The organism is Nitrososphaera sp., assembly GCF_050748925.1.
Taxonomy (GTDB): domain Archaea; phylum Thermoproteota; class Nitrososphaeria; order Nitrososphaerales; family Nitrososphaeraceae; genus Nitrososphaera.
Genome location: NZ_JBOGQF010000001.1, coordinates 1 through 23,939 on the forward strand (window position 1 = coordinate 1; position 23,939 = coordinate 23,939).

The window sequence follows — 23,939 nt, forward strand, 5'->3', positions numbered from 1 at the left end:
GCTTTACATGCGCAGATGTACTGGCAGGTATCAGATCGTGCACCTTGCCTGTGACTCTGAGTACTGAGGGTGCGGATCAATCTGTAACAGGCACAGCAGAAGACAGGGCTGATAACACTGCTGGCGTCACGGTTGGAAATATTAGTATCGACAAGACGGCTCCAATAATCACGGCCAGTAGAAGCCCAGTAGCCAACAGCTATGGATGGAATAACGGTGCAGTGGAAGTGAGTTTCATATGCGATGATGCGCTGTCCGGGGTCGACTCATGCACAGGCTCTATGACCCTCGGCGATGAAGGCGCAGGACAGTCCGTAACAGGTCTAGCAACAGATAAGGCAAATAACTCTGCTTCTAACATGGTTGGCGGCATCAACATAGACCTCACTGCGCCAACAATCACTCACACAATCATTCCCGACGCCAATTCTAACGGGTGGCATAATGCTGATGTTATTGTCCGCTTTGAAGCATCTGAAACACTTTCGGGCATAGATGGTGCTTCCACGCAGGATATGGTGTTTACATTGGAGGGTTCTGGACAGACTACTGGAGATATTGCTTTTACAGATAAGGCGGGCAACAGTGCCAGCGACAGTGTATCTGGAATTTCAATAGACAAGACGGCACCGTCCGTGTCGATTTCTGGTATTGCTAGTGGCGCAGAGTTCATCTGGGGAGATTCAATCCCTGCAGCCGTTTGCAACGCTGCGGATGGCTTATCCGGGATGGACAGCTGCATCCTAACAATGGTGCCAAATAATGGAAATGTCGGTGAACATACCATATCAGCTAAAGCTACGGACAAAGCCGGGAATGTCGCAACAACTAGCATTTCCTACACCATCAAGGCATGGACGCTACGTGGCTTTTATCAGCCGGTAGATATGGGAACCGTCCTGAACACTGTAAAGGGTGGACAGACTGTTCCAATGAAATTTGAGGTGTTTGCAGGTACAGCAGAAAAGACGAGCATATCAGATATCTCATCCTTTACCCAGAAGAAGATAAGCTGCAGCAACATCAATACAGCAATGACGGACGATGTAGAGCTAACAACCACTGGCAACACCGCGTTGAGATATGACAGTACGTCAGGGCAGTTCATAGCAAACTGGAAGACACCAACAGGGCAGGCAGGCACATGCTGGGAAGCTAAAATGACGTCATTAGACGGCTCAATAATTGTAGGGTTCTTCAAGTTGAAGTAGCATATCCGATGCGGAAGTAGAACGCTGTAAAGTGAAGTAAAGAAAGTGTGAGGGAAGAAGAGAAGCTTCTCTTCTTCCTTCTTTGTTTCTTAATGGCGGTTCAATTTCACCGGTTCCCAGAACATCTGTGGGGTATAGATAACGTCCCGCATTTTTGGCGTTTTACGTGGATTGACTATAATCGCACATTAAAGAATGCGCGCCTTTTACGCACGAGAATCCCTAATTAACAAGGCCAGAATTAGACCAACTGATTACAAGGGCACAGCCGTCATTCAGTTCCGGATTGCCATTACGCATTTGTTATTAGAGACAGCGCATCTTTCGATGGCATTGAGAGACGCAACGTTGATCGCACTGGCAATGATAGCGGCGGTAGGCATGTTAGGGGTGATAGCAATAGGCATGGTAAGTGCACCATCTGCAGAAGCGGCAGGCTGCATAAACTCCAATGCTCCTGGCGGAGGAAGCATAGCATTCAATGCAAGCCAAGGGCGCTGTTTCCGTCCGTGAACATAAAGAATCATCAGTAACAGACGATGGTAAACGCTTAGGGCAGAATTAGGTAATCCCCTCTGAGCACAAGAAAAAATATGACGTTTCACATAAAGCAAATGATTGTCTTTTACACACATGTGCAAGCGTATAATGAAAAGGCACCTGAATGCCCGTATCAGGACTTGAAGAAAAGAAAAAAGGCGGGGGAGGATGATTCCCACTACTTGTTCGCTTTGTGGGCCTGATGGTTTCCGTTTTCAAGGAACGCGTTGGCGATCAAGACTGTTGTGTCTGGCGAACCCCCGTGTATTACGATGAACGCAGTATCTCCTGTACCCGGCTCTCCTGCATCCGTAAATTCAAAGTGAATCTGGTAGCCTGCCACGCCGTTGTACGATCCAAATCCATCTGCTTCGTACCTGTCAAAGGGTGCCTTTGGTGGCTGGGGCTGTATTGGGGGGTCGTCAATGCATTTGATGTTTGTCAGACTTTCGCCATCTAGGTGGAAGCGATTGCCGCCATCCCAGTTGATCTCTAGATTGTTGGGTCTGTCGTCAATGCCGCAATGCAGCTCAAAGCCATGTGTGACAATCATGTCGCCTGCAAGTCTGCCGCCGCCTGTCATCCTTCCATCTGCGCAACCTTCAGCCGGACAATCATGCGCATAGGCGTTTCTTGTCCCAAGAGCAAAGATTGACGTGGCCAGAACCGAGCCGAGCATGGCTGTGGCCAGAAAAACGGCCGCTGTTTTTTTCAAATTTCTAGCGTCCTTGCCAGAATGTTCCATTGCTCGTGGCCGCGGCTAGCATGGGATAATAGCTGATTGACCATCTGATGATCGCGGCTCGATATCAAATTAGCGAAAAAATTCAGTAATGGAGTATTCCGTTCAGAATTATGACAGTCGATGGCACAGCTCAAAGCCGGCGCTTTGTTACGCGCTAAAATTATGCGACATTTGCCTGTCCAAAAGCAATTCTTGTAAAGGTGCCGGCCAACTGGTTCTTTCGTCACCTCGATTAACGTAAAATCCGAAAAATCAAGGGGTTTACTATATCGCCACCTGAAATTGGCAACCCGCCTTTCGGGTGGAAATCTGCGAGTCACCAGTATCGCACAGAGTGGCTTAAACGCTCAAATACCTTTGAGGCAGCTATAGTGCACAGATGGCGACAACGGAACTGGACAGCCACGACGAGGTCGTTTACCTTGACTGGAACAACGCCCTTGACGTGCTGGAAAAGGCCTACAAATCCGGCCTGTTTGTGTTAATCATAGGCCCCAAGGGGACCGGCAAGACGACGCTAGTGCGCAAGTTTGCATCCAAGATGAAAAAAGAGCTGCATTCGGTCAACTTTTCGCTGCGCACCCGCGAGTCGCACCTTGTCGGCACCCGCACCATAGAAAAGGGGCAGATAAGCTTTGTCGAAGGCGTGCTGGTAAAATCGATGCGCACCGGCACCATGCTCTATCTCGACGAGTTGAACGCCGCAGAAGCTGACGTATTGCTGAGGCTCGACGAGGCGCTCGACGACAGGCGCCAGCTTGTGCTAAAGGAAGCAGAGGGCCAGGTCGTAAAGGCGTCGCCGGACTGGCTCGCCATCGCCACCATAAACCCGCTGTCGCACGTAGGCACTAAAGAGCTGCCGCCGCAGCTGCTGAGCAGGTTCCCGGTGCGCATGAGGCTCGACTACCCGCCGGAGGACCTGGAGCTTGAAATCGTAAAGCGCCACGCCGCACTCGACGACTCTAAAATCAGAGACGTCAAGCACGCCATACAGCTGGCAAAGAGCCTGCGCGACGCGGCGGCAGTTGAAGAGCTGTACTACAGCCCGTCGCTGCGCGAGACCATTGCCTTTGCCAAGATGCTTTTAGCCGGCATGCCGGCGAGGCAGGCTGCAGAGGTCGTTTACGCAAACGCCTACGACCAGTGGGGCCAGGTCGAGTACCAAAAAGTGATGGACATGATAACATCAATTTTTGGCGACAGGTAATATGTCTGCGGCAATCATGCGCAACGACGTACTGCTCGACATCGCCACGTTCCTTGCCCGCCGGTGGTCAGGCAACAACAAAGTTACCATCGCCATCGCGCCGGAAAAGTCGCCGGCGACAAAGCCGGACAAGAGCCAGATAACGCTCCCGTCGCTTGCCTATTACCTCGGCACGGACTTTCAAAAATACAGGCAGTGGCGCGTCGCCCTGTGGTACGAGTCGATGCGCATGCGCCACTCTGGCAAGGTGCTCTCTAACGAGCATGCATTTGGCTTTCTCCTCAACACCATTGAAACAAAGAGGGTCGAGATCCTCGGCCTGCAGAGCTGGGAGGGCATGGAGCGCGAGCTCTTGTTCAACGAAGGCATATCGTGGATGTCGCGCCAGCTGCTGAACTCCATCTACGGTCGGTACAAGATAGCTGAGGCGTTTTCGCAGTACTTTTTGACCGGCTACGTCAAGGGCGAGCTCTTTGGAGGCGAGATGGAAAAGGTGCAAAAGGCCACCGACTATGCAAACGAGCTGGTACAGGAGGCGGTAGCAAGCGATCATGGCACCGAGTGGATGGAGCAGCACGTCCCCAAGCTGATAAAGATTCTAGAGCTGGACCCGCTCGTGTCGATACCGGTGCTTGCGCCCCACACAAGGGCGGGCGCGTCGCTGACCCAGAGCGATCTCTTGAAGCACATAGAGAAGGTGGTCAAGTCACGAAAGAAGGAAAAGGATTCTGAAGAAAAGGCGCAAGAGATCTATGAGGGCAACGACGTGGCACACGAGTTTGAGACGCTCGTCAAGGAGAGCAAAAAGACCGAGAACAAGGGCTACGACAGCCTAGAGAACTTTGGGCTGAGCGTGCCGGAGCGCATGGACATCGACGAGGCGCGCCTTTACGACCTCGACCTCATACAAAAGGTAAAGGCCGCGTTCCGCGCCTGGAAGACGGGCTGGAAAGAGGTGCATGACGACTCTGGCGACGAGCTCGACGTCGAGGCGCTGGCAGAGTCGTTGCCCAAGCCGTTCCTGTCAGACGTAAAGCTGTCGATAAAGACAAAGGTCGTGCTGCTGCTGGATCATTCAAGCAGCATCGCCGATGTCGAGCTGGAATACAAGCAGGCGACCATCGCGCTCTGCGAGGCGCTGAGCTACCTCGGCGTGAAATTTGCCGTCTACGCATTTTCCACAGAGAGCCGGCAGGTCAAGGCCTGGGTCGTCAAGCCGCCGAATGTCAAGTGGTCGCTGGTGTGCGCGCGCCGGCTGGCGCAGATAAAGGCGGTGGGCGGAACGCCCCTTGCAGAGGTGTATGGCCTGCTGCAGCCAGCGCTAAAGTCGTTCCGACCAGACATCTTTGTGACGCTGACAGACGGCGAGCCTTCGGACTTTGACGCCGTGCGCGCGATGGTGCTTTCGTACCGCAAGGCGGGAGTAAAGATGGCGGCAATAGGCGTGGGCCGGAACCTGAACGACGCGGTGGACATTGGCCACAACCTGAAATACCTCAACTATGAAAAGACGCTTGCAGTCAGCAGGCTGCAGGACATGCCCAAAAAAGTGATAGGGCTCTTGCGTTCCTAGAACGACAGGTTCGGGTTGTCGCGCTTTACCTTTTCCCAGTCGCTCAGAAAAGCCGCGAGGCCCTTATCGGTGAGCGGGTGCGCCATCATCTTGCCCAGTATGTCCGGCGGCAGCGTAACAACATGCGCGCCTATCTTGCCGGCGTCCACCACGTGCATCGGGTGCCGGACGCTTGCCACGAGCACGTTCGTGTCAAAGCGATAGTTGTTGAAAATCTGCACGATTTCGCGTATCAGCGTCATGCCGTCCTGCCCCGCGTCGTCCAGCCTCCCGATGAACGGGCTGACGTAGGACGCGCCCGCCTTTGCAGCCAGCACGGCCTGGTTTGCGGAAAAGACGAGCGTCACGTTGGTGCTGATGCCCTCGCCCTTTAGCTTTTTCACGGCTTTCAGCCCTTCGGGGATCATGGGCACCTTTACTATCACGTTCTGGCCGTATTTTTTCAGCCTGTGCGCCTCTTCGATCATCAAGTCATAGGCCGTCCCGACGACTTCGAGGCTAACCGGGCCCTTGACGATGCGCACTATCTCGTGCATGATCTCGGCAGGGTTGCCCTTTTCCTTTGAGAGGAGGGTTGGGTTGGTGGTGACGCCGTCGACGAGGCCCATGTCATTGTACTTTTTTATCGCCTCAACGTTGGCGGTATCGAGGAATATCTTCATTTATCTTCTTGCCCTACTCCTTGCTTCAATCACTGACCTTGCTATTTCTGTTGCGGTCAGGCCGTGCTGCTCCAGCAACGTGTCGACTTCCTCGTCGCGGCACGACTCGCCAAACACGTCGCGCACGCCCACGCGCTTTATCGGGACCGGGTACGTCTCGCCCGCGGCTTCAGACACTGCCGCGCCGAGGCCGCCAATGATGTTGTGCTCCTCGGCGGTGACTAGGGCGCCCGTCTCTTTTGCGCACCTTGCCACCAGCTCTGTGTCGATGGGCTTTATCGTAAACATGTCGACGACCCCGACCGACAGCCCGTCGCGCTTTAATGCGGCTGACGCCTCAAGCGCCTTGGCCACCATGAGGCCGCACGCGATTATCGTCGCATCCGAGCCTTCGACAAGCGTGTTGCCGCGGCCCACCCTGAACTGGTCTGCCGGCGTGCTGTCCGCGTAGATGAGCTCTGTCGTCGGCCTTGCAAGGCGCATGTAGAACGGGCCGGGCGTGTCGACCATCTCCTTTACCAGGTGGCGCACCGCGACGCCGTCGGCCGGCAGGATGACGCGCATGTTCGGCATCGACCTCGTGGTGCCAATGTCCTCTATCTGCTGGTGCGACGCGCCGTCCGGCCCCACGGTGAGGCCGCCGTGCGACACCACCAGTTTCACGCTCAGTCTGGGGTAGCATATCGTGTTTCGGATCTGGTCTACGGCCCTGCCGGGCACAAAAGCCGCGTACGTGCTTGCAAACGAGACCTTGCCCGCTATCGCAAGGCCGGCAGCAATCGAGACGAGGTTTGCCTCTGCGATGCCGACGTTGAACATGCGCTCGGGGTACTTGTCGCCAAACTTTTTCGTCTTGAGCGAGTCGGTCGTATCGCCGCCGACGCACACTATGCGGGCGTCGGTCTTGCCCAGCTCCACAAGGGCGTCGCCGTACGCCCCTCTCATGTCGACGGTCTTTTTCTCGCTACTTAATAGCATTGAGCTCTTCCTCTATTTGCAGTTCCGATGCGTACGGGATCAATATGTTTTTGCGCGCCTTCATCCAGTCCGTCCTTATCGAAAGGCGGGTTGCATGATCCAGCAGTTTGCGCTCCAGCGCGACTTCTGCCTTGTGGCGCAGGTGTATCACGGCGCCGTGTATGTCGGTGTTGCCATAGACGGCGTTGCCTGCTACAAATATCCTGGCGCCGGCGTCGTATACCTGCTGCAAAGTCGTCGCGTCTATCCCGCCGTCCGCTTCAATATAGCCGCGAAAGCCGTGGTCGCGCAACTTTTTGTTCACGGCAACCATCTTGGGCAGCACCTCCGGCATGAACTTTTGCCCTGCAAAGCCGGGGTTCACCGACATGATGATGATGACATCAAGGTCCGGCAGGTGCGGCAGGAGCCAGTCGGGGATGTCGGTCCTGGGGTTTATCGCAATGCCGGGGCTGATGCCCGACTCTAGGCAGCGCCCCTGTATCTGCACAAACTCGTCTTCGGTGCACGCCTCGGCGTGGACCGTGATGACGTCGCACCGGGCGTCGATGTATTCCTGAATGTGGTCTACCGGCCGCTCTATCATCAGGTGGGCGTCAAACGGCAGCGGCGTCAAAGGCCTCAGCTTTTTTATCGTGTCGGCGAAAAACGTGGTGTTCGGGACGAACCTGCCGTCCATCACGTCGAGGTGGATCATCTCCACGCCCTCGCGCTCGGCTTTTTTGATCTTTTGCTCATAGTTCTCCTTCTCGCCGGCGATGATGGAAGGCGCGATTATCGCCTCGCTTTCCAGCTCTTCGAGCAATACCGGCGTGTGCTTTTTGGGCGGCGCCTTGCCGTGCCACTGCGGGTTGTTGGCCATGTGCCGGACGCCGTTGCCCTTGATGGTGTTTGCGATAATCATCACCGGCTTGTCCTTTACCTGCGCGGCCTTGTTGAGCGCGTCCATCAGCTGCTCGACGCGGTGGCCGTCAACTTCAATCACGTGCCAGTTGAACGCCTCCCACTTGTTCTTGGCCGGGTCTAGTGGCATGATGTCCTCTGTAAAGCCGTCCTGCTGGATGCGGTTTCTGTCAAGCACCGCAACCAGGTTGTCGAGCTTGAATTTCGCGGCCGCCATCGACGCCTCCCACACCTGGCCCTCGTTTGACTCGCCGTCCCCTATCAGGACGTAGACGCGGTTTTTCTTGCCGTCGAGCCTGCTTGCCAGCGCGATGCCGACGCCGACTGAAAGGCCAATGCCCTCCGAGCCGCCCGAGTACTCGATGCCCGGCACGCTGTGGTGCTTTTGGTGGTCTGAATACCGCACTGGGTGGCCCTGCAGGCGCGATCCGAGCTTGCGCAGCGTCTTTAGTTCTTCTGCCGGGAAATAGCCTGCCACTGCAAGCGTAGAGTAATAGCCGGGCGCCGAGTGCGCCTTGGAATTGATGAAGTAGTCGCGCTCCTGCCAGCCGGGGTCCTTGGGGTCGTGCCTCATCCTCCGAAAGTAAAGCGAGCCCATTATCTCGGCCGCCGAGAAAGAGGCGCCAGGGTGGCCCGAGCCGGCCTCTGCGATGCCCTGAATGGCCCACATGCGGACGTCCCGTATCTTTCTCCTCAGCTCTAGGTAGCGCATGTTAAAGCCCATTATTGTCACCTGAAGAGTCCACGGCAGCTTAAAAGCGACGCTGAGGAAAATAAAAAGATAGCTCCGCTAGGTCTGCCGATGGCAGGCGACAGCTATGCAGGACTGGAACTAGGCGTTCGCGCCTATCATTCCCATCCAGGCGTTGAGGATGGGCTCGTACTGCGGCGACGCAGCGCCAATTACGCCTAGCTGCATCATGAATCTCAGGTCATCGCGGACTGCCTTGTGCTCGACAATCTTGCCGTCAGCGATTCTCGAAATATGCACAGCCTTGTATGAGAAGCTGCGGCCCGCAGGAGCGATGCCAAAAAAGTCCCCCGTATGTTTGCCTGTGACTGTCATTATCGACACGACCTTGTCATTTGAGGCGATGCTCTCCTGCTCTTCGTAATGCAGGTCGCTAAAAGCGGCCCTCAGCTTTTTTACGGTATCGATAAATTCATCAGGGCCGCGAAGTTTTGCTCGTTCCGGGCTGGCCTGGGACTCGTGGTTAAAGTAGTCCGGATGGATAAATTCAGGCACTCGGCTCGTATCTCCAGTATTCAGGGCTTCCATCGAACGCCGGACAATCTTGATGTTTCTTTCTTCTGACTGTTGTTGCGTCGACATGTCCTTGATCGCATTTTATATTATTCAAGAGTTTTGACGAAATTAGGATTCCTTTATCCTAGATTTCAGCTTGGCCCTATACTCTGGCGTCAGGTCGCCCTGCTTTATCCCATGCTCCTTCATCCCGTGCTCGCTTATCCTGTCCAAAACCTCTTTTTCCGAGTCTGCCCTGGCGACGAAGCTGCAGTTGTAGCCGGCGTCCTTGCATGCCAGACCTAGCATGCTGTACCGGCGCCTGCATTTGATTAAAGAGTTTCCCGCAGCTAGGCTTTTAGGCTGGCGAGCCGCAATTGATGTTGATGTCTCCTTCGCAACTCTTTGCGAGGCCCCTTCTCATCTATGACGACAAGTGCTATTCGTGCACCCAGTTTGCCAGGGCTGCAAGCGCGCTTTCGAGGGGCTGGATAAGGACGGCAGGCCACTATTACTCGCAGGAGGCAAAGGCCGCCGCTTTGGCGGCCTTTCCGCAGGGCTATGACCCGACAAACATGTTCTGGCTCATCAACAGCCGCGGAGCGTTTGGCGCACGGACAGGCCTGCCAAGGGTTGCCAGGGAGATCGTGGCAGGCTGGTTCAAAGGCGGCAAGAACGCCGACCAGTTTGCCCCCGTGTGCGAATATACGCAAGAGATGTCGTGCTATACGCCTACCAACGTGTTCCGGCGCCTTGCCACGATGCTGAGCCACGGCGCGTCATTTACTTTTGCGCGCGGCTGACGTGCATCTTACCGCAAGAGCCTGCGCTGGTCTTCGTCAAACGTCTCCAGGCTGACGCCCAGCTCCCGCGCAAGCGCCGCAAAAATGGCGTCATAAAACGTGCACCTTTTCTCGCAGGCAAGTTCGTAGGCTTTTCTGGTTACCTGGGCGTCGGGCTTTACAAACCGGATTGCGTTTGTAGATGCAAGCTCGAACAACAATCCGAGGTGTGGCCTGCCGTCCTTCAGGTCCTTCAGAATTGCCTCGTGCTTCCATACTGCATTTATGACCTCGTAGAGGGCGATGTCTGGAGCGACGATTGCCTCGTGTTCAAGCAAGGATGCGTCCTTTAGCAGCCCTTCAACAAGGTAGCTGCTGTCCGCGACGAACATCTTTTATCTGCTCCTGTCTTCCTTGATGAGCGAAACATCTTCAGTTGCCGTCGTCCTGATGCCACTTGCTCTTTGAAGCTCCTTTAGCCTCTTGAATGTTCTCTTTGACTGCTCCGAGTCGAGGTACAGCGCTATGGCTTCTTTTATTACAGACGAGATCTTGCCGTGCTTGCGGAGCGCAAGCTTCTCTTTCTCTGAAATCCTGATGCTTATTATTGTCATACATATCGTATTACATTATGTACTATTTAATGGTGTCCGGCTTGCCCCGATGGCAACGGATGCCGGCCTTGCAGAGATGTATTAAAATAACAATGTGGCAGCCTCTAGGGCATGGCCCAGATCAAGGTGGAGAAGGCAAAAATCGACCAAAAGCAGACTTCGCTTCTTGTTATCGGCGTTTTTGAAAACGAGCAGGATTTTTCCCAGTCCAAAGAGCTTGACCCGTCGGTTCTCACGTACATAAAGGAGGCAATCGACAACAAGGACTTTCGCGGCACCTTTGGCACCAGCATCCTCGTCTACACGCTGGGCAAGGGCCCCATGAAAAAGATCCTGGCGCTCGGCCTCGGCAAGCGCGAGAAATTCACCGACGAGATGGCGCGCATATGCGCTGGCAAGGCCGCGCAAAAGGCACGCGAGCTGGGGACAAAAGAGTTCTCGATACTGCAGTTTTCAAACCTCGACGAGGGGCTCATCGAGGCAATGACGGAAGGGCTCGCCCTCGCGCTCTACTCGTTTGACAAGTACAAGGTCGTGGACAAGGACGCGCAAAAGATAGAGTCGGTGACAGTCCTCATCAACTCCGACTCGCCCCGGTTCCAGATGATAGCCGAGAGGGGAAGCCACGTGGCAGAGGCGGTCAACTTTGCCCGCGACCTTGGCAACCTGCCCCCAAACGACTGCCCGCCGGCGCACCTTGCAAGCGTCGCGCTCTTGCTTGCATCAGAATACGGCATGAAGGCCCGCGTCATCGACCGCTATGAACTGGAAAACATGGGCATGGGCGGCATCGTGGCGGTGGGCAAGGGGAGCAACAACCCGTCCAAGCTCATCATCCTCGAATACAATGGGGCGTCAAGCGACGCCAGGCCGTACCTCTTGGTGGGCAAGGCGGTAACGTTTGACACGGGCGGCATATCGATAAAGCCGGGCGAAAAGATGGACGAAATGAAGTTTGACAAGTGCGGCGGGTGCGACGTGCTTGCCATATTGCGGGCAGTCGCGTCGATGAAGCTTGCGGTAAACGTCGTCGGCATCGTGCCGTCGGCAGAGAACATGCCGTCAAGCACCTCATACCGGCCCGGCGACATTGTCAGGATGTACAACGGCAAGACCGTAGAAGTCTTGAACACGGATGCCGAGGGCAGGATGATACTTGCCGACGCGCTTGCCTATGGGATTGCAACATACAACCCCAAGGCAGTCATTGACCTTGCCACCTTGACGGGAGCGGCGATAATCGCCCTCGGCTCCAACGTCGCGGCGCTGATAGGAAACAACAAGCAGCTGACCGACAGGGTCCGGAGGATGGCAGAAAAGTCGGGCGAGCGCATGTGGGACCTCCCGCTGTACGACGAGTTCCACGAGCAGATCAAGAGCTCGTACGCCGACATCAAGAACATCGGCGGCAGGCCCGGCGGCGCCATCACGGCGGCGGCGTTCCTGTCCAACTTTGTCAACGGTGTCCCTTGGGTCCACATGGACATCGCCGGCACGGCCTGGACGCAGGACGGCACGTACGAAAGGAGTTACAACCCCAAGGGCGCGACCGGCTTTGGCATAAGGACGCTGGTCAAGCTCTTGATGGAAGAGGAAAAGCCGCAACAGCAGGCGTCGCAACAACAGTAACAGTATGCCCGTATTCCCGCTGAACAAACTGGTAGGCGAACTGTCAGAGCTTGGCTACTCTTGCAGGCCCGGCGCGTGGTCAGACATCAACGCCGGCCTGCAGCCATACTTTGAGCGGTGGCTGAAAAACCGCGACGGCTTTGTCACGATGGAGCGAGGCAGCATCGACTACATCGGGATTGAGGAAGTCGTCAGGATGGGGCCGTTTTACAACGTCTATTTCCTGGTGGCAAGCGGCTCGCTTGCCGACGGCGACAGCAACGCGCACAACCTTGTGGACGCGATACCGTACTACCGGCTGCGCGGAGGCAAGCCGGCAAACCTCGGTTGGAGCGGCGGGGTGCTCTCTACCCTGCTGGCAAAGGACGCCGAGCTGTCAGCCGAGCTTGCAAAAAACATCATGAAAGATGAGGTCAAGCGCATCAACGTCCGGGCGCGGGACTATTGCTGCGTCATCGAGACGGGCGCGTGGGACCCGGCAGGCATCGCCTCGGTGTTTGGCATAGCCGAGAGGATCGGGGTGCACGCACGCAAGCTGATGAAGCAGGTGCACTTTGGGGAAAATGCTGATGTATAGAAAAGATGCCAGCACTGCTGCTTCCCGACGGCTCACGCACATCAGTAACACAGCAGCGACGACAGGTTTGACTTCCGGGTTCGGAATGGGACCGGGTCGCACCCTGCCGCTATGACCGGCTTACAGTTCCTTTTCATAAAGGCTAATTTAAACTTGCCCATGCCGGTCCTGTAGGCATATGGCAACGCCTGGGCTCACTCTGTGGCCCTCCTTTCAAATGGATTGATGACGCTTGTCTTTTCCTTTTCATCAACGTGATATACTTCATATTCGCCTTTTAACCCGACAAGTTTTTCAGCACTGGGAGTGAATGCGTATTCGTCCATCTCTTTGACTTGCTCAAAAAGCATCTGCCCTATGACCAGCCCATTGGGCTTGGCTTTTGAATTGATCTTTGCACAAATGTTCATTGCCGAGCCAAACAGATCCTCGCTTTGGGAGGAGCTGGATTTTGCAACCGAGACCTCGCCATAGTCCGCGCTTATCCGGTACTGGACTGGCGGCAATTTTTCACTGAGCATTTTCGCGTTGAGCGCGCCGCTTACCATGCCCATCGTAAGGCAGCAGTCCAAAACGTTCTTGAAATTCCTGGCGCTCTTGCCTGGATCGTCCTGCCGCTCGGTATTGTCAAAATAAAAAATAAGGGCGTCGCCTGCATTCTTTACTATCCTGGCGCCAAAGTTGCCCGCAATACGGGCAATCGTGTTCAGGAAAATCTCATAGTACCTGCTTAATTGGGCTGCCGTGAGGTCGGACGAAATCTTGGTGGAGCCCACCATGTCAATAAAGCAGATGCAGCATTCCTGAACTTTTCCTGAAAAGGCAATCTCTTCGTTTCCAACATTCCAGTTCATTCGTCCCCTTGCCGACATCCCAACTGCCGGGAAATGCTCAAACCTCGTCTCTTTGCCCAGTTTTTCCACCTTCTCTTCTTCAAGGGCGTTCTGCAGGTGGGGCAACTTTGCCTTCATGCTCTTTATCCTTTCACGCGTCTGCAGGGACACGTACGGCATGTTCTTTTCTATCTCCGTTGAAAATTGTCTGGAAAACTCGCTGTCTTTCTGGATGGCATCCAGAATCAGAGACTGCCTGTCTTCATCAAACGAGGCAAACGTTTCTGCAAGATCTTTTCCCAGGACCTTGCCGTATTCCGGGCTAGAGCCTGCATACTCTAGCACTCCGAGCACTTCTGGCAAGTCTAGATGCCTGAAACTTGCCGCAATCCCTCCGGCTAGCCCTCTTTCAAGACCTGCAGAGCGCGTGGCGCGCATGACCTCTTCGACAGTCCTGCTCCCGGTTGAGGGAAGATAGTGCCCCGCCCCTTCGCCCATGCCAGCGAGAAAGCCTTCGTTTCCGCCCATCGTCTCTAAAATCCTGCTCCTCTTGTCGCCTTCCAGCATTGAAAAGATGTGGCCCAGGCCAAAGCCAAAACTCCTCGCAAAATCTGCATCCGTTTGCGCCCTGGACAAAAACCTGGACAACAGCCCCTCGTCGGACAGGTTTGCAAGATTGCCTGCAAACCCTATCGCAAGGCCCTCTGAAAATTCATTTCCCATTTTTTTGCCGACGGCTGCCGCCGCTTCCTTCTCGACGCTTTCCACTATCTGCCTGCGAATCTTGCCGATGCCCAGGCCCATGCCAAAACCAAATTCATCCATGCCCGCATGCAATGACAGCCAGTCCCTGGTAGCCGGGGATAAGCGTGGAAATTCAAGTCCGCACCCTTCGCCAAGGCCTGCGGCAAGGCGCGGATTGTTTTTCGCCAGGCCAAAGATCTTTGTCCGAATTGCCTCCGGCAGGTAAGAGATGCGCAATCCAAGGCCGACGCCAAGGCCTGTAGACAGCTGCCCGTTGTGCGCAGCGCGCGCAAGTATGTCATTTTTCACAGCGTCTTCGAGGTAAGAAAACACTGAGCCAAGGCCGGTTCCAAGGCCCCTTGAAAAGCCGGTATCGCCCTCTTCTGCGTGCGACATCGCGAGCCTTCTTTGCGACTCTTCGAGATAGCTGTAGGCTGCCCCGATGCCTTCGCCCAGGCCGGCTGCAAAGTCCACGTCCTTGTCTGCCATCTGGAATCCCTCCGCGCGGCCCTCTTCTGTCAGGTATGTGAACGTCCTTCCCATGCCGATCCCAACGCCTCTTCTAAAGTCCGGATCCTTTTCAAAGAATCGCCCAAGGGGCTCGCCTTCCAGCTCGCCTCCAAAGTAAGAGTACATTGATCCAAAGCCGACTCCCAGGCCTTTAGAGACCTCTGGGTGGCCTGCGGCAAATTCGATGAACCGCTGCTTGTCGGTTTTGTCGTAGACGCTCCAGAGATAGTACCCCGTCCCTTCGCCAAACCCTTCTGAAAACAAGGGGTCGGAAAGCCTGTCGCGCATCAGTTGCTCTCTTTCGACAGGTGAAAAGTGGCTGGCAATCCTTGCCAACCCGCACCCCATTCCTCTTGCAAATTCGCCCCTTGCCGCCATCCTTTCTCTGGTGGTCCGCCTGGCGTCATCGCTGTAGTAAGGCCACGCAAGCGCAGCGCCGGAGCCGAATCCCCGGTCAAACTCGCTGTTTGTATCGGCCAACAAAATGACCTGGTCAAAAAATACGGGCTTTAGATAGTCGATATGCGACCCTATGCCAATCCCAAGGCCCTTCGCAAAGTCATTATTCGAGCCTGCAAAGGCCAGTGCCCTTTTCCTCAACGCGTCACCAATATAATGCCAGGTAAAGCCGAGGCCGTATCCCAGGCCTGTCGCAAAAGCATTGCTGGCCGCGGCTTTGTTGATGAACATCCCATGGGCTTCGGGCGGCAGGTGCTTTAAGACAAGGCCAATGCCGGTTCCTATGCCGTCGTCCAGCTTGACGTCATTTTTTAGCAAAACCTGGAGCCGCGATTGAAATTCAGTGGGCAGGTAAAAAAAGCTCGTTCCAAAACCAAGCCCGAGCCCGTAGGCGACTTCGCCATTGCTGCCAAGCAGCGAGAACAGATCGCCGGGGACAGATTCCCTGTAAATAAATGCGGCATATATCCCGGCGCCAAACGCAAACAGGCAATCTTTTTCCACCCTGTCAATTACAAACCTGCGCAGATCTTTGGAGAGATTTGCGTACCCTGCCGCCAGGCCCATCCCAAAGCCGGTGTCCAGTTCAGAGCTTTTGTCTGCCAATTCTGCCATCTTTTTGGCGTCTTGCTCTTGCAACAGCCCAAATGTGAGGCCAAAACCAAACCCGAGGCCCCTCGATATCTCGAAACTCTTTTGCGCTTTTCTAGTTATTTCTTGCTGCAGCTCCGGCTCTAGCGTTGCATATGTGTAGCCGAGGCCCATCCCAAGCCCGTCTGCAAACTGGGGGTTCTTTTCGGCATGGGACATGACAGCAGTACGCAGGTCGCTTGAAAGCCGGCCGTACAGCCTGCCGGCGCTCTGCCCAAAATACCGGGCAAACAGCATGCCGTGATAGATCTTGTCCAGGACCCTTTCGCGGTTGCTGTCGTCGAGCTCCACGAATCGCTCCCCGAGGCTGTCTGCCAGGCCCACCCCAAATTCTATTTCGGTGTCGACAAATTCAAGAATCGATTCCTGCAGCGACTCGTCCAGCAGTTCAAAGTTCTCGCCAACGCCGCGCCCGATTGCCCTTTCAAAAACGGCCTTTTTTTTCATGAACCCGTATACTTGCTCGGGAACTATCCTCTTGGCAGCAACGCCGTCAGGCGGTGAAATGAACTGGATGTTCCTTCCCAGAAACAGGCCCAGGGAGTAAAGTTCTCCGTCGCCTCGCGGGAGGATTTCCCGGAAATGATTCATCAGGTGCGAAACGATCTTCATCCTGGAATAATCCGGGAGCCTGACGGCATTCCTTGCCGAATCGTGCATCGCATAATTCTGGCCTGAAAGGTAGACCCACGTTCCCAACTTTCGGGTAGGCTCGGCAGGCGGGGAACTGCCAAAAATCCCATTTTGCAGGGCGGCGATAGAATCATGCGTCCTGTCAAACCCGACTTCGTAGCAGAACCGCAGAATGTAGAGAAAATCCACGTCATTCTGCCGGCCCGGAATGTTTTTCATCACCTCAAATTGCCTTTCAAAGTAGTCGTAAACAGGCAACCATGCCTGCGCCATCAGGAGGGCCGCTGACGAGTCGGCAGCCGTTGTCCCGATCTTCAGGCCGTCGCCTGCAGATTGTTTGCCGGCAGAGGTCCTGGCGAGTAGCGCCTTGTAAAAGTCAACTATGGTTAAAAAAAGTGGCTGCTTTTGCCAGAGGATTCTTGCAATCCTGTCGGTGTTTGTGGACACGTACTTTTCAAATATCTCCCTGTATTCTTTGACATCCTTTCCGTATGCCTTCAGCAAGGCCTTCATCGTTTCGAGGTCGCATGTGACTTCATGGGTGTATATGTCTGGAATGTCCAGCGTCAGGCCCCTGTACATTTCCAGATAAGTGGGCTTGAGGGCGATGTATAGGTTCTTGATGGGCCGAGAATTAATGATCTCTAACGCGCCGAAGGCGTTCTGCAGATCTCGCTTGACAAGGCCCTCTGGGAAATTATCCCAGATTACCAGATCGTTTGGGCCAAACTGGTGAGAAAGCAAGGAGATATTTTCTCTGCGGGCCTCAAGCCCTGCGGGATTAGAGGGATTGATGATAAAGATCCTGTCATAATTATTACTGCCAGTTGCCTCCTTGTTTCGAACCAGCTCGATTATTGTCCTGGATTTTCCGCATCCGCTGGGGCCAAAAAGGAAGACTTTATCCTCCCTGAGCAGGCTTTGAAAGTCCTTAAAGGGGACAAAGGGAAGATCTTGATGTGCAGATTCGGTAAACTGGACATTAATGGCGGTTGCAATTTTTTGGACCGTCTGCTTCCAATCCTTATCGGATTGTACCTCGGCAAAGGATACGTCATAAGGTTCGATGGACTTTAGTTCTGTTTTTTGCGTTCTAGCCATGAAGGGGGCGCCTCGCTGGATATCTCCTCTCATAGACAATTAACGATGAAAGGTAAAAAGCATTTGCTTGCTGACATACCAATTCATCTGGAGCGCGCGTTGAGAAAAGTCGATCCGGCTAAATCTTGACAGTACCCAGATTTGGCTTCCGGGTTCGGAATGAGACCAGGTCGCGCCCTGCCGCTATGACCGGCTTGCAGTCATTCCTTCCGGCTCTCCTCTTCCTTGCTGTCAAAATCCAGCCTCTCGTCGAGCTTTTTTTGCAATTCCTTGTATATGTGGTACTTTTGCGTCCACTTTGAAAACACTATCCACTGCCTGATGCCCACTCCCAGCCACACGAAAAAAACCAGGACCGCGATGATGGGTATTGCACTTCCCACATCATCTCCGTCAGTCAGCGCATTGATGACGATGGCAGACACCGGCACAATCGTGATAAACGAAATAACCATTATGATCACCATCTTTTTTGTGAAATCCAGCAGGTGAATGACATTATCCAGTATTTCTAGCAGGTTCTCGTGCGCCGTCCCTTTCTTGCTGCTGTCGGTCATGTCACTCATCAGGCACTCCTCCCCGGTGCATTATAAAGAAGGCAGTAACTCTGTTACCCGCGCTCATTTCCTGCCTTCGCTCCTTGGAAACAGCGATTCATAGGGTTCAAGCACCGCGCTGACAATTTCCTTGCCTTTCTCCGAGACCCTGTATTTGATTATCCTGCTTTGCCCCCAGGGTTCCTCGAACCTGATTATCAGGCCTTTTTCCACAAGCTCGTCAATAATCGGCTTGTGCTTGACGTTGTTGAGCCCGCAGTAGCTCATCAACTGGCTCTGGTTGAGCTCCCCATAATCGCCCAACTTCAATATTATGTCCTTTCTGATGTAAATCCTCTCCCGGTGTGCATGTACCAATTTGACTCAATTGCCATAGACGCGTTGCTGTCTGACTGAAGCAATAGCTATTCTGCCATTATTTCCAGCCGCTGTTTTTCCTATTGGCGGGCAAATAAGCATTCAGGTAACTCAGTTACGTAGGACAGGTAAACAAGGGTTAAAGCGAGAAATTCCATGTCATGTCTATGGTCTGGAAAACAGTGATAATTGCAGTGGCCATAGTGTTTGCATCAGTCATCGTGGGCGGCGCCATCATCGTGGCACAGGCTCTGGCAAACAGCAGCTTTGACGAAAGAGGCCGGGAATCCGGCGACCCTGGGCAGAGTTCGCAGCAGGTGCCTCCCCGAATAGAAGGGGTGAAGGTGAGCATCGCGGACAATGACCGGAGCAATTCGTACAGCCCAAACCCTGTAGAGATCAAAGCCGGAGAGACGATAACCTGGATAAACGACGACTCTGCCGTGCACACGGTAACGTCTAGCGACGGCGCTTTTGACTCTGGCGTGTTGAGGAGGGGCGAGACATTCAGCTTTACGTTTGACAAAGAAGGAGAATACCCCTACTTTTGCGCCCTCCATCCCAATATGGCGGGAACAGTGGCGGCTGCGCCAGATGAATGAGCGATTGCCATCGCGCGAAAAATACGGGAAGTGGATCATCTCCTGCAACCCGCCGCCCCTGGGTCTTTGCAAATCTATATAACGCATTCACGCCAAAAAGCATCTGCATGGGCAACGACGACCCGTCATCGACCCACAGGGTCGCAGTCATGGACTATGAGCTGTGCCAGCCGCGGAAGTGCGGGCTAGAGTGCATCATCTACTGCCCAGTGAACAAGACCGGCGGCCAGTGCATCGTGCAGCGCCCGGAGGACAACAAGGCACTCATCTCAGAAGACCTCTGCACGGGCTGCGGAATATGCATAAAGAAATGCCCCTTTGACGCCATAGTCATAGTCAACCTTGCAAAAGAGCTGACGGAAGAAAAAATCCACCAGTACGGCGTCAACTCATTCCGCTTTTACCGCCTGCCGACTCCCAAGAGAGGTTCAGTAGTGGGCCTCGTGGGCAGAAACGGCATGGGCAAGTCCACCATCGTCAACATCCTTTCCGGCACGGTCAAGCCCAACCTGGGCAAGTACGAAGGCGACCAGCCGTGGGACAAGGTTCTGAAATATTTCCAGGGCACCGAGCTAAAGGCGCACTTTGACAAGATTGCAAACGGCCAGATGCGCGCGTCCATCAAGCCGCAGCTGGTCTACATGATACCAAAGGCGTTCAAGGGCACGCCAAAGGAGCTGCTGGCAAAATACGACGAGCGCAAGGTCGCAGACAAACTGATCGACGAGCTCGGCCTGCAGACCATACTCTCGCGCGACATTGCCACCCTCAGTGGCGGCGAGCTTCAACGTTTGGCAGTCGCCGTGGCGGCGGCAAAGGATGCCGAGTACTACTTTTTCGACGAGCCGTCGTCGTACAACGACGTCTACCAACGCCTTGCAGTCGCCAAGGTGATGAAGGGCCTGGCCGAAGAGGGCAAGAGCGTGATGGTCGTAGAGCACGACATGACCCTGCTCGACTACCTGTCAGACTATGTCCACATCATCTATGGCGAGCCGGGGGCGTACGGCATCGTGTCTGCGCTGCAGAGCACCAAGGTCGGCATCAACAATTTCCTCGAAGGCTACTTGCCGGCAGAAAACGTGCGGTTCAGGGAGAAGGCGTTCCGCTTTGACGCCACCACGTCGGAAGACAGCTTTGTGCAGGACGCCACGGTCGCAAGCTATACCGACGTTAGCAAGGCGTTCCCGTCGTTCAAGCTCACCGTGGCGGCAGGCAGGATACGCAGGGGCGAAATAGTGGGCATGGTGGGCGCAAACGCGCTGGGCAAGACCACGTTCATGCGCATGCTCGCAGGCGTCGACAAGCCCGACTCGGGCACTATAGACGTGGGCGCCAAGATATCGTACAAGCCCCAGTACCTCAACCAGGAATACGAAGGCGACGTGCGCTCGCTCTTTTACGCCGCCTACCAGATGCCGGTGGAAAACTCGCCGGCAGAAGAGCGGATCATAATCCCGATAGGCGCCAAAAAGCTCTATGAAAAGAGCGTCAAGAACCTCAGCGGGGGCGAGCTGCAAAAAGTCGCCGTGACGGCTTCATTGCTGCGCCCTGCCGACATCTATGCACTTGACGAGCCGTCTGCCTTCCTTGACGCGGAGGACAGAATAGCCGTCGCAAAATTCCTGCAGCGCTTCGTCCGGGGCCAGGACAGGTCGGCCATAATCATCGACCACGACCTGCAGCTCATCGACCTGGTATCGGATACCATCGTGATGTTTGACGGCGAGCCGGGCGTTCAAGGTCATGCCACCGCGCCGATGCGCAGGGAAGACGGCATGAACATGTTCCTCAAAGAGCTTGCCATCACCTACAGGCGCGACGACACCACCGGCAGGCCCCGTGTCAACAAGGATGGCGGCAGGCTGGACCGGGACCAAAAGAGCTCTGGCAACTATTACTATGTGAAGCAGTAATGCCACACATGCTGAAAACCGTCCTTGCAGGCGTCCTCGACCCCGAAGAGGCGTCGCAGGTCTATTCCGCGTTTGACCAGATAGGCGACATCGTGATTGTAAAGATACCGGACGAGCTTGCGGGCAAGAAAAAGGTCATCGCCGAAGCGATACTGGCAAACGTCAAGACGGCAAAGGCGGTGTTTGCGCAGGCGTCGGCGGTCAAGGGCGACTTTCGAGTCCGTGACCTTGAGCACCTGGCCGGTGAGAACCGGACTGTGACTGAATACAAAGAGCACGCGTGCAAGTTCAAAGTCGACGTCGCCCGGGCGTATTTTTCCCCCCGCCTGTCGACAGAGAGGCAGAGGATAGCCGAGCTCACCGGCGACAACGACGTCGTGGTGAACATGTTCGCCGGCGTCGGCACCTATTCTGTCGTCATTGCGAAAAAGGTCCGGACTGCCCGGGTGTACAGCATCGACTCAAACTCTGTCGCAAACGACCTGTGCATTGAAAACGCGCGCCTGAACAAGGTGTCCGAGCGCGTAATCCCGATATGCGGCGACGCTGCAAAGGTCATCGAGGAGCAGCTTGCCGGGGTTGCCGACAGGGTGCTGATGCCGCTTCCTGAAAGGGCAAAGGAGTTCATCGAGCCGGCCGTGCTCGCACTAAAAGCGCGCGGCGTCGCCCACTATTTTGTGCACGTCAAGGCCGACGGCAAAAAGGGCTCAAAAGAGGCAGGCGAAAAGGACGCCTCTGACGCCTTTGCAAAATACGACCACGAGGTCCTGAAAGTGACTACGGTGCGAGAGGTCGGCCCGCGCATCTACCAAATAGTCGCCGACGTGCAGATCAGGAAGTAGCAGTAGCAGCGGCGCCCGGCTCTTCCTTTGGCGCCGTGAGCATCGTGTACCCTATCCAGCCAAGCACCATGAGCAGCACGCCGATGGCGCCGACCATCGTGAACTTCATCACGATCGCGTCGTACTGGGTGCCAAACATCAGGTAGGCATAGATTATGAACACCGCTATGGCGACGGCCAGCAGGCCCGCTCCCGCGCCCCTGTTGCCCCTCCTCTTCATAGGCATTCAGGCAACGCCTGCATCTTATCAATCTTATTCCTTTCTTCTCACCTTGAACGCGACGCGCATCAACGCCTGGTACTCGACTATCTTGTCGCTGTTGACAATGACGTTCAGCTTGACCACCTCTGCAGTGCGTATGTCCTTGACAGTCAATGCCGTTTCTGCAACCGCGTTCTTGACCGCGTCGTCAAAGCTCTTGGTCGACTCGCCCAGGATGTCTATGTACTTGAAAACCATGCGACTATCATCCGGGCTGCGCTTTTAAACTCACCTTTCGCCCCTGCAAGCCGTGGCTGTGGGAGGCAATCCATGGAAACAATTACCAGAAGACGCCATTCTAACAATATTTACATAGAACCCGACTCTACCATTACCTGCTTGGACTTTAAGAACAGGCTGATCCTGTTTTTCATACTCATCGCAGTCATACCCATAGCTGCGCTTTCTGTGGTCTTTACCATCACGGTAATAGAGTTCAAGGAGCAGATCTCAAACGTCTATTCGGGCTTTGTCTCCAACATGGCCATACTGCAAAAGAACAAGGGCGACCTTCTTGCGATGAGGGCCGACCTCGTACAGTACACGAGCTCGCAGGACGCGGGGCAAAAGGCGTCGGCCATAACGCACATGCAGGGGCTGAAAAGCAGCATCGCCGGGATTGCCGGCGATTACAAGATGATAAAAGACCTGCCAGGCGGGTTTGAGCCCCCAGGCGTCATAATCCAGCCGGTCAGCAGCTTTAACGTCGCCAAGCTGGCGTCTGACGAGACCGTCGTTGCCAACAGGATAACCCAGCAGTGGAAGGACTATTCAACAAAGGCAGACGACCTTGCCATCCTGGCGTCAGACCCGAACTTTGCCTCCCAGGCGTCGGCCACCGCGGGCCAGCTAATAGTGCTCAACGACAGGCTGGTCGAGTCATACGACGCGCTCGTTGAGCTGAACACCCAGATAGGCGAGGCGTCGCGCGAGCAGTCGCAGCAGGTGATGCAGGTCGCCTTCTTTTACGGCGGGCTCGCATCGGCGATATCCGCGGCGTGCGCGACTGCGGCAGCCATACTGGTGTCAAAGAGGGTGGTGCTCGGCGACCTCGTCAGGATGAGCAAGCTCGACCTCATCGAGACGACGCTTCGCGACCTGATAGGCGGGGGCGCGGACGCGCTGGTGGGCATGATAAAGAGCCAGATGTCCGAAGAAGCCGGCACGCCGATGCCTGCGCAAAGAGAAGTGCAGACCGCGTTTGTCCAGTCTGCAAGCGAGGACGTCATCATCGGCAAGTCCAGGGCCAAGCCTTACGACGAGGCCAAGCCCGGCAGGCCCTCTGGCGCATTTGTAGATGAGCAAGTGCCTCAAAACGAGTCGCCGGCAGGCCCCGACTATGCCGGCAAGCTGGTCATGCTCAACGCCGGCAGCAAGCCCGGCGCGGGAGCTACAGCGGTGCTGGACCGGCTGTTTTCGGGCAAGAACCTAGTGGTGCTGACCCGCAAGGGGAGCAACATCTACCACAGGGCGCAGGGCAAGGCGGTGATCGTCTGCGTGCTGGGGCAGGGCGCTTTGGGCAAAGAGCGCGTAATCCCATCTGCAAATGAGGGCGAGCTGGCGCAGGCCATAGAGGCCATAATGAAGGAAAACCCGTCGGCGACCGTGCTTGTCGACAGCGCGACAGAACTCGTCTACACGCTCGGCTTTGAGCGCGTCTTTGCGCTCTTGCGCAGCCTGTCAGAGGCCGTGTCGTCGCACGGGGAGGCGAGCGTCGTCGTGCTAGTGAACAAAAAAGCCCACGAATCCCGGATAATCGAGGCAATAATCAGCATGGCTAACGAGTTTGTCGATTAGCTCTGCCT

24 protein-coding genes and 1 rRNA gene are annotated in these 23,939 nt (G+C 55.2%); 11 read left to right on the plus strand and 14 right to left on the minus strand.

Annotated elements, in window-relative coordinates; translation table 11 throughout:
- The coding region (locus ACREAY_RS00005; RefSeq protein WP_431753700.1) for a PxKF domain-containing protein at positions 1–1,211 on the plus strand (1,211 nt) is incomplete at its 5' end.
- Between the two features lie 718 nt (positions 1,212–1,929).
- Here the strand turns inward: ACREAY_RS00005 and ACREAY_RS00010 are convergent.
- Entirely contained in the window at positions 1,930–2,430 is a 501-nt protein-coding gene (locus ACREAY_RS00010) for a hypothetical protein (protein ID WP_431753701.1), read from the minus strand.
- Positions 2,431–2,875: 445 nt separating this feature from the next.
- Here ACREAY_RS00010 and ACREAY_RS00015 point away from each other — a divergent pair, with 445 nt between their 5' ends.
- Both ACREAY_RS00015 and ACREAY_RS00020 read left to right on the plus strand, forming a co-directional pair.
- Positions 2,876–3,703, plus strand: a complete 828-nt coding sequence (locus tag ACREAY_RS00015; RefSeq protein WP_431753702.1) for an AAA family ATPase — start codon at positions 2,876–2,878, stop codon at positions 3,701–3,703.
- Between the two features lies 1 nt (position 3,704).
- Entirely contained in the window at positions 3,705–5,276 is a 1,572-nt protein-coding gene (locus ACREAY_RS00020; RefSeq protein ID WP_431753703.1) for a VWA domain-containing protein, read from the plus strand.
- Here ACREAY_RS00020 and fsa read toward each other — a convergent pair.
- From fsa to ACREAY_RS00045, 5 genes are all read right to left on the minus strand, one after another.
- Positions 5,273–5,938 carry a fructose-6-phosphate aldolase gene (gene fsa / locus ACREAY_RS00025; protein ID WP_431753704.1) on the minus strand — a complete coding sequence of 222 codons (666 nt, stop codon included), beginning with the start codon at positions 5,936–5,938 and terminating at the stop codon, positions 5,273–5,275. The two genes, ACREAY_RS00020 and fsa, sit on opposite strands and share 4 nt — an antisense overlap.
- Complete coding sequence (locus ACREAY_RS00030) at positions 5,939–6,916, minus strand: transketolase family protein (RefSeq protein WP_431753705.1); 978 nt, start codon at positions 6,914–6,916, stop codon at positions 5,939–5,941.
- On the minus strand, positions 6,903–8,543 hold the full coding sequence (locus ACREAY_RS00035) for a ribulose-phosphate 3-epimerase (protein ID WP_431753706.1): 1,641 nt from the start codon (positions 8,541–8,543) through the stop codon (positions 6,903–6,905). Before ACREAY_RS00035 ends, ACREAY_RS00030 begins: the two co-directional genes overlap by 14 nt.
- Positions 8,544–8,651: 108 nt before the next feature.
- Positions 8,652–9,152: an ester cyclase gene (locus ACREAY_RS00040; protein ID WP_431753707.1), complete on the minus strand. Its 501-nt coding sequence runs from the start codon at positions 9,150–9,152 to the stop codon at positions 8,652–8,654.
- A gap of 42 nt (positions 9,153–9,194) precedes the next feature.
- The gene (locus ACREAY_RS00045) at positions 9,195–9,374 is read right to left on the minus strand and encodes a DUF1059 domain-containing protein (RefSeq protein WP_431753708.1); all 180 of its coding nucleotides are present in this window, start codon (positions 9,372–9,374) and stop codon (positions 9,195–9,197) included.
- 77 nt (positions 9,375–9,451) lie between these two features.
- Between ACREAY_RS00045 and ACREAY_RS00050 the strand changes: the two genes are divergently transcribed.
- Positions 9,452–9,868 carry a hypothetical protein gene (locus ACREAY_RS00050; protein ID WP_431753709.1) on the plus strand — a complete coding sequence of 139 codons (417 nt, stop codon included), beginning with the start codon at positions 9,452–9,454 and terminating at the stop codon, positions 9,866–9,868.
- Between the two features lie 8 nt (positions 9,869–9,876).
- Here ACREAY_RS00050 and ACREAY_RS00055 read toward each other — a convergent pair whose 3' ends face one another.
- Together ACREAY_RS00055 and ACREAY_RS00060 are read right to left on the minus strand one after the other, a co-directional pair.
- The gene (locus ACREAY_RS00055) at positions 9,877–10,239 is read right to left on the minus strand and encodes a type II toxin-antitoxin system VapC family toxin (protein ID WP_431753710.1); all 363 of its coding nucleotides are present in this window, start codon (positions 10,237–10,239) and stop codon (positions 9,877–9,879) included.
- Between the two features lie 3 nt (positions 10,240–10,242).
- Positions 10,243–10,461, minus strand: coding sequence for a hypothetical protein (locus ACREAY_RS00060; RefSeq protein ID WP_431753711.1), 219 nt, complete (start codon positions 10,459–10,461; stop codon positions 10,243–10,245).
- Between the two features lie 111 nt (positions 10,462–10,572).
- Here ACREAY_RS00060 and ACREAY_RS00065 point away from each other — a divergent pair, with 111 nt between their 5' ends.
- Both ACREAY_RS00065 and ACREAY_RS00070 read left to right on the plus strand, forming a co-directional pair.
- Positions 10,573–12,090 (plus strand): leucyl aminopeptidase, encoded by a 1,518-nt coding sequence (locus ACREAY_RS00065; RefSeq protein WP_431753712.1) that lies wholly within the window; start codon positions 10,573–10,575, stop codon positions 12,088–12,090.
- 4 nt (positions 12,091–12,094) lie between these two features.
- On the plus strand, positions 12,095–12,667 hold the full coding sequence (locus tag ACREAY_RS00070) for a hypothetical protein (RefSeq protein ID WP_431753713.1): 573 nt from the start codon (positions 12,095–12,097) through the stop codon (positions 12,665–12,667).
- A gap of 3 nt (positions 12,668–12,670) precedes the next feature.
- Here ACREAY_RS00070 and rrf read toward each other — a convergent pair.
- Positions 12,671–12,790: ribosomal RNA gene (gene rrf / locus ACREAY_RS00075) — 5S ribosomal RNA — on the minus strand.
- 71 nt (positions 12,791–12,861) lie between these two features.
- Positions 12,862–17,241: an adenylate/guanylate cyclase domain-containing protein gene (locus ACREAY_RS00080; RefSeq protein ID WP_431753714.1), complete on the minus strand. Its 4,380-nt coding sequence runs from the start codon at positions 17,239–17,241 to the stop codon at positions 12,862–12,864.
- Between ACREAY_RS00080 and ACREAY_RS00085 the strand changes: the two genes are divergently transcribed.
- On the plus strand, positions 17,230–17,574 hold the full coding sequence (locus ACREAY_RS00085) for a hypothetical protein (RefSeq protein WP_431753715.1): 345 nt from the start codon (positions 17,230–17,232) through the stop codon (positions 17,572–17,574). The two genes, ACREAY_RS00080 and ACREAY_RS00085, sit on opposite strands and share 12 nt — an antisense overlap.
- Before the next feature lie 224 nt (positions 17,575–17,798).
- Here ACREAY_RS00085 and ACREAY_RS00090 read toward each other — a convergent pair whose 3' ends face one another.
- Both ACREAY_RS00090 and ACREAY_RS00095 read right to left on the minus strand, forming a co-directional pair.
- A complete protein-coding gene (locus ACREAY_RS00090; RefSeq protein ID WP_431753716.1) occupies positions 17,799–18,164 on the minus strand; it encodes a hypothetical protein in 366 nt (121 codons plus the stop codon).
- 54 nt (positions 18,165–18,218) lie between these two features.
- Positions 18,219–18,458 (minus strand): winged helix-turn-helix domain-containing protein, encoded by a 240-nt coding sequence (locus ACREAY_RS00095; RefSeq protein ID WP_431753717.1) that lies wholly within the window; start codon positions 18,456–18,458, stop codon positions 18,219–18,221.
- Positions 18,459–18,679: 221 nt separating this feature from the next.
- Between ACREAY_RS00095 and ACREAY_RS00100 the strand changes: the two genes are divergently transcribed.
- From ACREAY_RS00100 to ACREAY_RS00110, 3 genes are all read left to right on the plus strand, one after another.
- Positions 18,680–19,114 (plus strand): cupredoxin domain-containing protein, encoded by a 435-nt coding sequence (locus ACREAY_RS00100; RefSeq protein WP_431753718.1) that lies wholly within the window; start codon positions 18,680–18,682, stop codon positions 19,112–19,114.
- 107 nt (positions 19,115–19,221) lie between these two features.
- Positions 19,222–21,030, plus strand: coding sequence for a ribosome biogenesis/translation initiation ATPase RLI (locus ACREAY_RS00105; protein WP_431753719.1), 1,809 nt, complete (start codon positions 19,222–19,224; stop codon positions 21,028–21,030).
- Positions 21,031–21,038: 8 nt separating this feature from the next.
- Positions 21,039–21,872 (plus strand): class I SAM-dependent methyltransferase, encoded by an 834-nt coding sequence (locus ACREAY_RS00110; protein WP_431753720.1) that lies wholly within the window; start codon positions 21,039–21,041, stop codon positions 21,870–21,872.
- Here ACREAY_RS00110 and ACREAY_RS00115 read toward each other — a convergent pair.
- Both ACREAY_RS00115 and ACREAY_RS00120 read right to left on the minus strand, forming a co-directional pair.
- Complete coding sequence (locus ACREAY_RS00115) at positions 21,862–22,092, minus strand: hypothetical protein (protein WP_431753721.1); 231 nt, start codon at positions 22,090–22,092, stop codon at positions 21,862–21,864. The two genes, ACREAY_RS00110 and ACREAY_RS00115, sit on opposite strands and share 11 nt — an antisense overlap.
- Before the next feature lie 33 nt (positions 22,093–22,125).
- Complete coding sequence (locus tag ACREAY_RS00120) at positions 22,126–22,332, minus strand: dodecin family protein (RefSeq protein WP_431753722.1); 207 nt, start codon at positions 22,330–22,332, stop codon at positions 22,126–22,128.
- A 141-nt stretch (positions 22,333–22,473) separates the two neighbouring features.
- On the opposite strand from ACREAY_RS00120, the gene ACREAY_RS00125 reads away from it, so the two are divergent.
- Positions 22,474–23,931, plus strand: coding sequence for a hypothetical protein (locus ACREAY_RS00125; RefSeq protein ID WP_431753723.1), 1,458 nt, complete (start codon positions 22,474–22,476; stop codon positions 23,929–23,931).
- Positions 23,932–23,939 lie beyond the last annotated feature (8 nt).

Bases quoted from the DNA above. Each gene is read 5' to 3' on its own strand.
- ACREAY_RS00010 (WP_431753701.1), bottom strand. From the start codon at position 2,430: ATGCTCGGCTCGGTTCTGGCCACGTCAATCTTTGCTCTTGGGACAAGA.
- ACREAY_RS00015 (WP_431753702.1), top strand. From the start codon at position 2,876: ATGGCGACAACGGAACTGGACAGCCACGACGAGGTCGTTTACCTTGAC.
- ACREAY_RS00020 (WP_431753703.1), top strand. From the start codon at position 3,705: ATGTCTGCGGCAATCATGCGCAACGACGTACTGCTCGACATCGCCACG.
- fsa (WP_431753704.1), bottom strand. From the start codon at position 5,938: ATGAAGATATTCCTCGATACCGCCAACGTTGAGGCGATAAAAAAGTAC.
- ACREAY_RS00030 (WP_431753705.1), bottom strand. From the start codon at position 6,916: ATGCTATTAAGTAGCGAGAAAAAGACCGTCGACATGAGAGGGGCGTAC.
- ACREAY_RS00035 (WP_431753706.1), bottom strand. From the start codon at position 8,543: ATGGGCTTTAACATGCGCTACCTAGAGCTGAGGAGAAAGATACGGGAC.
- ACREAY_RS00040 (WP_431753707.1), bottom strand. From the start codon at position 9,152: ATGTCGACGCAACAACAGTCAGAAGAAAGAAACATCAAGATTGTCCGG.
- ACREAY_RS00045 (WP_431753708.1), bottom strand. From the start codon at position 9,374: ATGCTAGGTCTGGCATGCAAGGACGCCGGCTACAACTGCAGCTTCGTC.
- ACREAY_RS00050 (WP_431753709.1), top strand. From the start codon at position 9,452: ATGTCTCCTTCGCAACTCTTTGCGAGGCCCCTTCTCATCTATGACGAC.
- ACREAY_RS00055 (WP_431753710.1), bottom strand. From the start codon at position 10,239: ATGTTCGTCGCGGACAGCAGCTACCTTGTTGAAGGGCTGCTAAAGGAC.
- ACREAY_RS00060 (WP_431753711.1), bottom strand. From the start codon at position 10,461: ATGACAATAATAAGCATCAGGATTTCAGAGAAAGAGAAGCTTGCGCTC.
- ACREAY_RS00065 (WP_431753712.1), top strand. From the start codon at position 10,573: ATGGCCCAGATCAAGGTGGAGAAGGCAAAAATCGACCAAAAGCAGACT.
- ACREAY_RS00070 (WP_431753713.1), top strand. From the start codon at position 12,095: ATGCCCGTATTCCCGCTGAACAAACTGGTAGGCGAACTGTCAGAGCTT.
- ACREAY_RS00090 (WP_431753716.1), bottom strand. From the start codon at position 18,164: ATGAGTGACATGACCGACAGCAGCAAGAAAGGGACGGCGCACGAGAAC.
- ACREAY_RS00100 (WP_431753718.1), top strand. From the start codon at position 18,680: ATGGTCTGGAAAACAGTGATAATTGCAGTGGCCATAGTGTTTGCATCA.
- ACREAY_RS00105 (WP_431753719.1), top strand. From the start codon at position 19,222: ATGGGCAACGACGACCCGTCATCGACCCACAGGGTCGCAGTCATGGAC.
- ACREAY_RS00110 (WP_431753720.1), top strand. From the start codon at position 21,039: ATGCTGAAAACCGTCCTTGCAGGCGTCCTCGACCCCGAAGAGGCGTCG.
- ACREAY_RS00115 (WP_431753721.1), bottom strand. From the start codon at position 22,092: ATGAAGAGGAGGGGCAACAGGGGCGCGGGAGCGGGCCTGCTGGCCGTC.
- ACREAY_RS00120 (WP_431753722.1), bottom strand. From the start codon at position 22,332: ATGGTTTTCAAGTACATAGACATCCTGGGCGAGTCGACCAAGAGCTTT.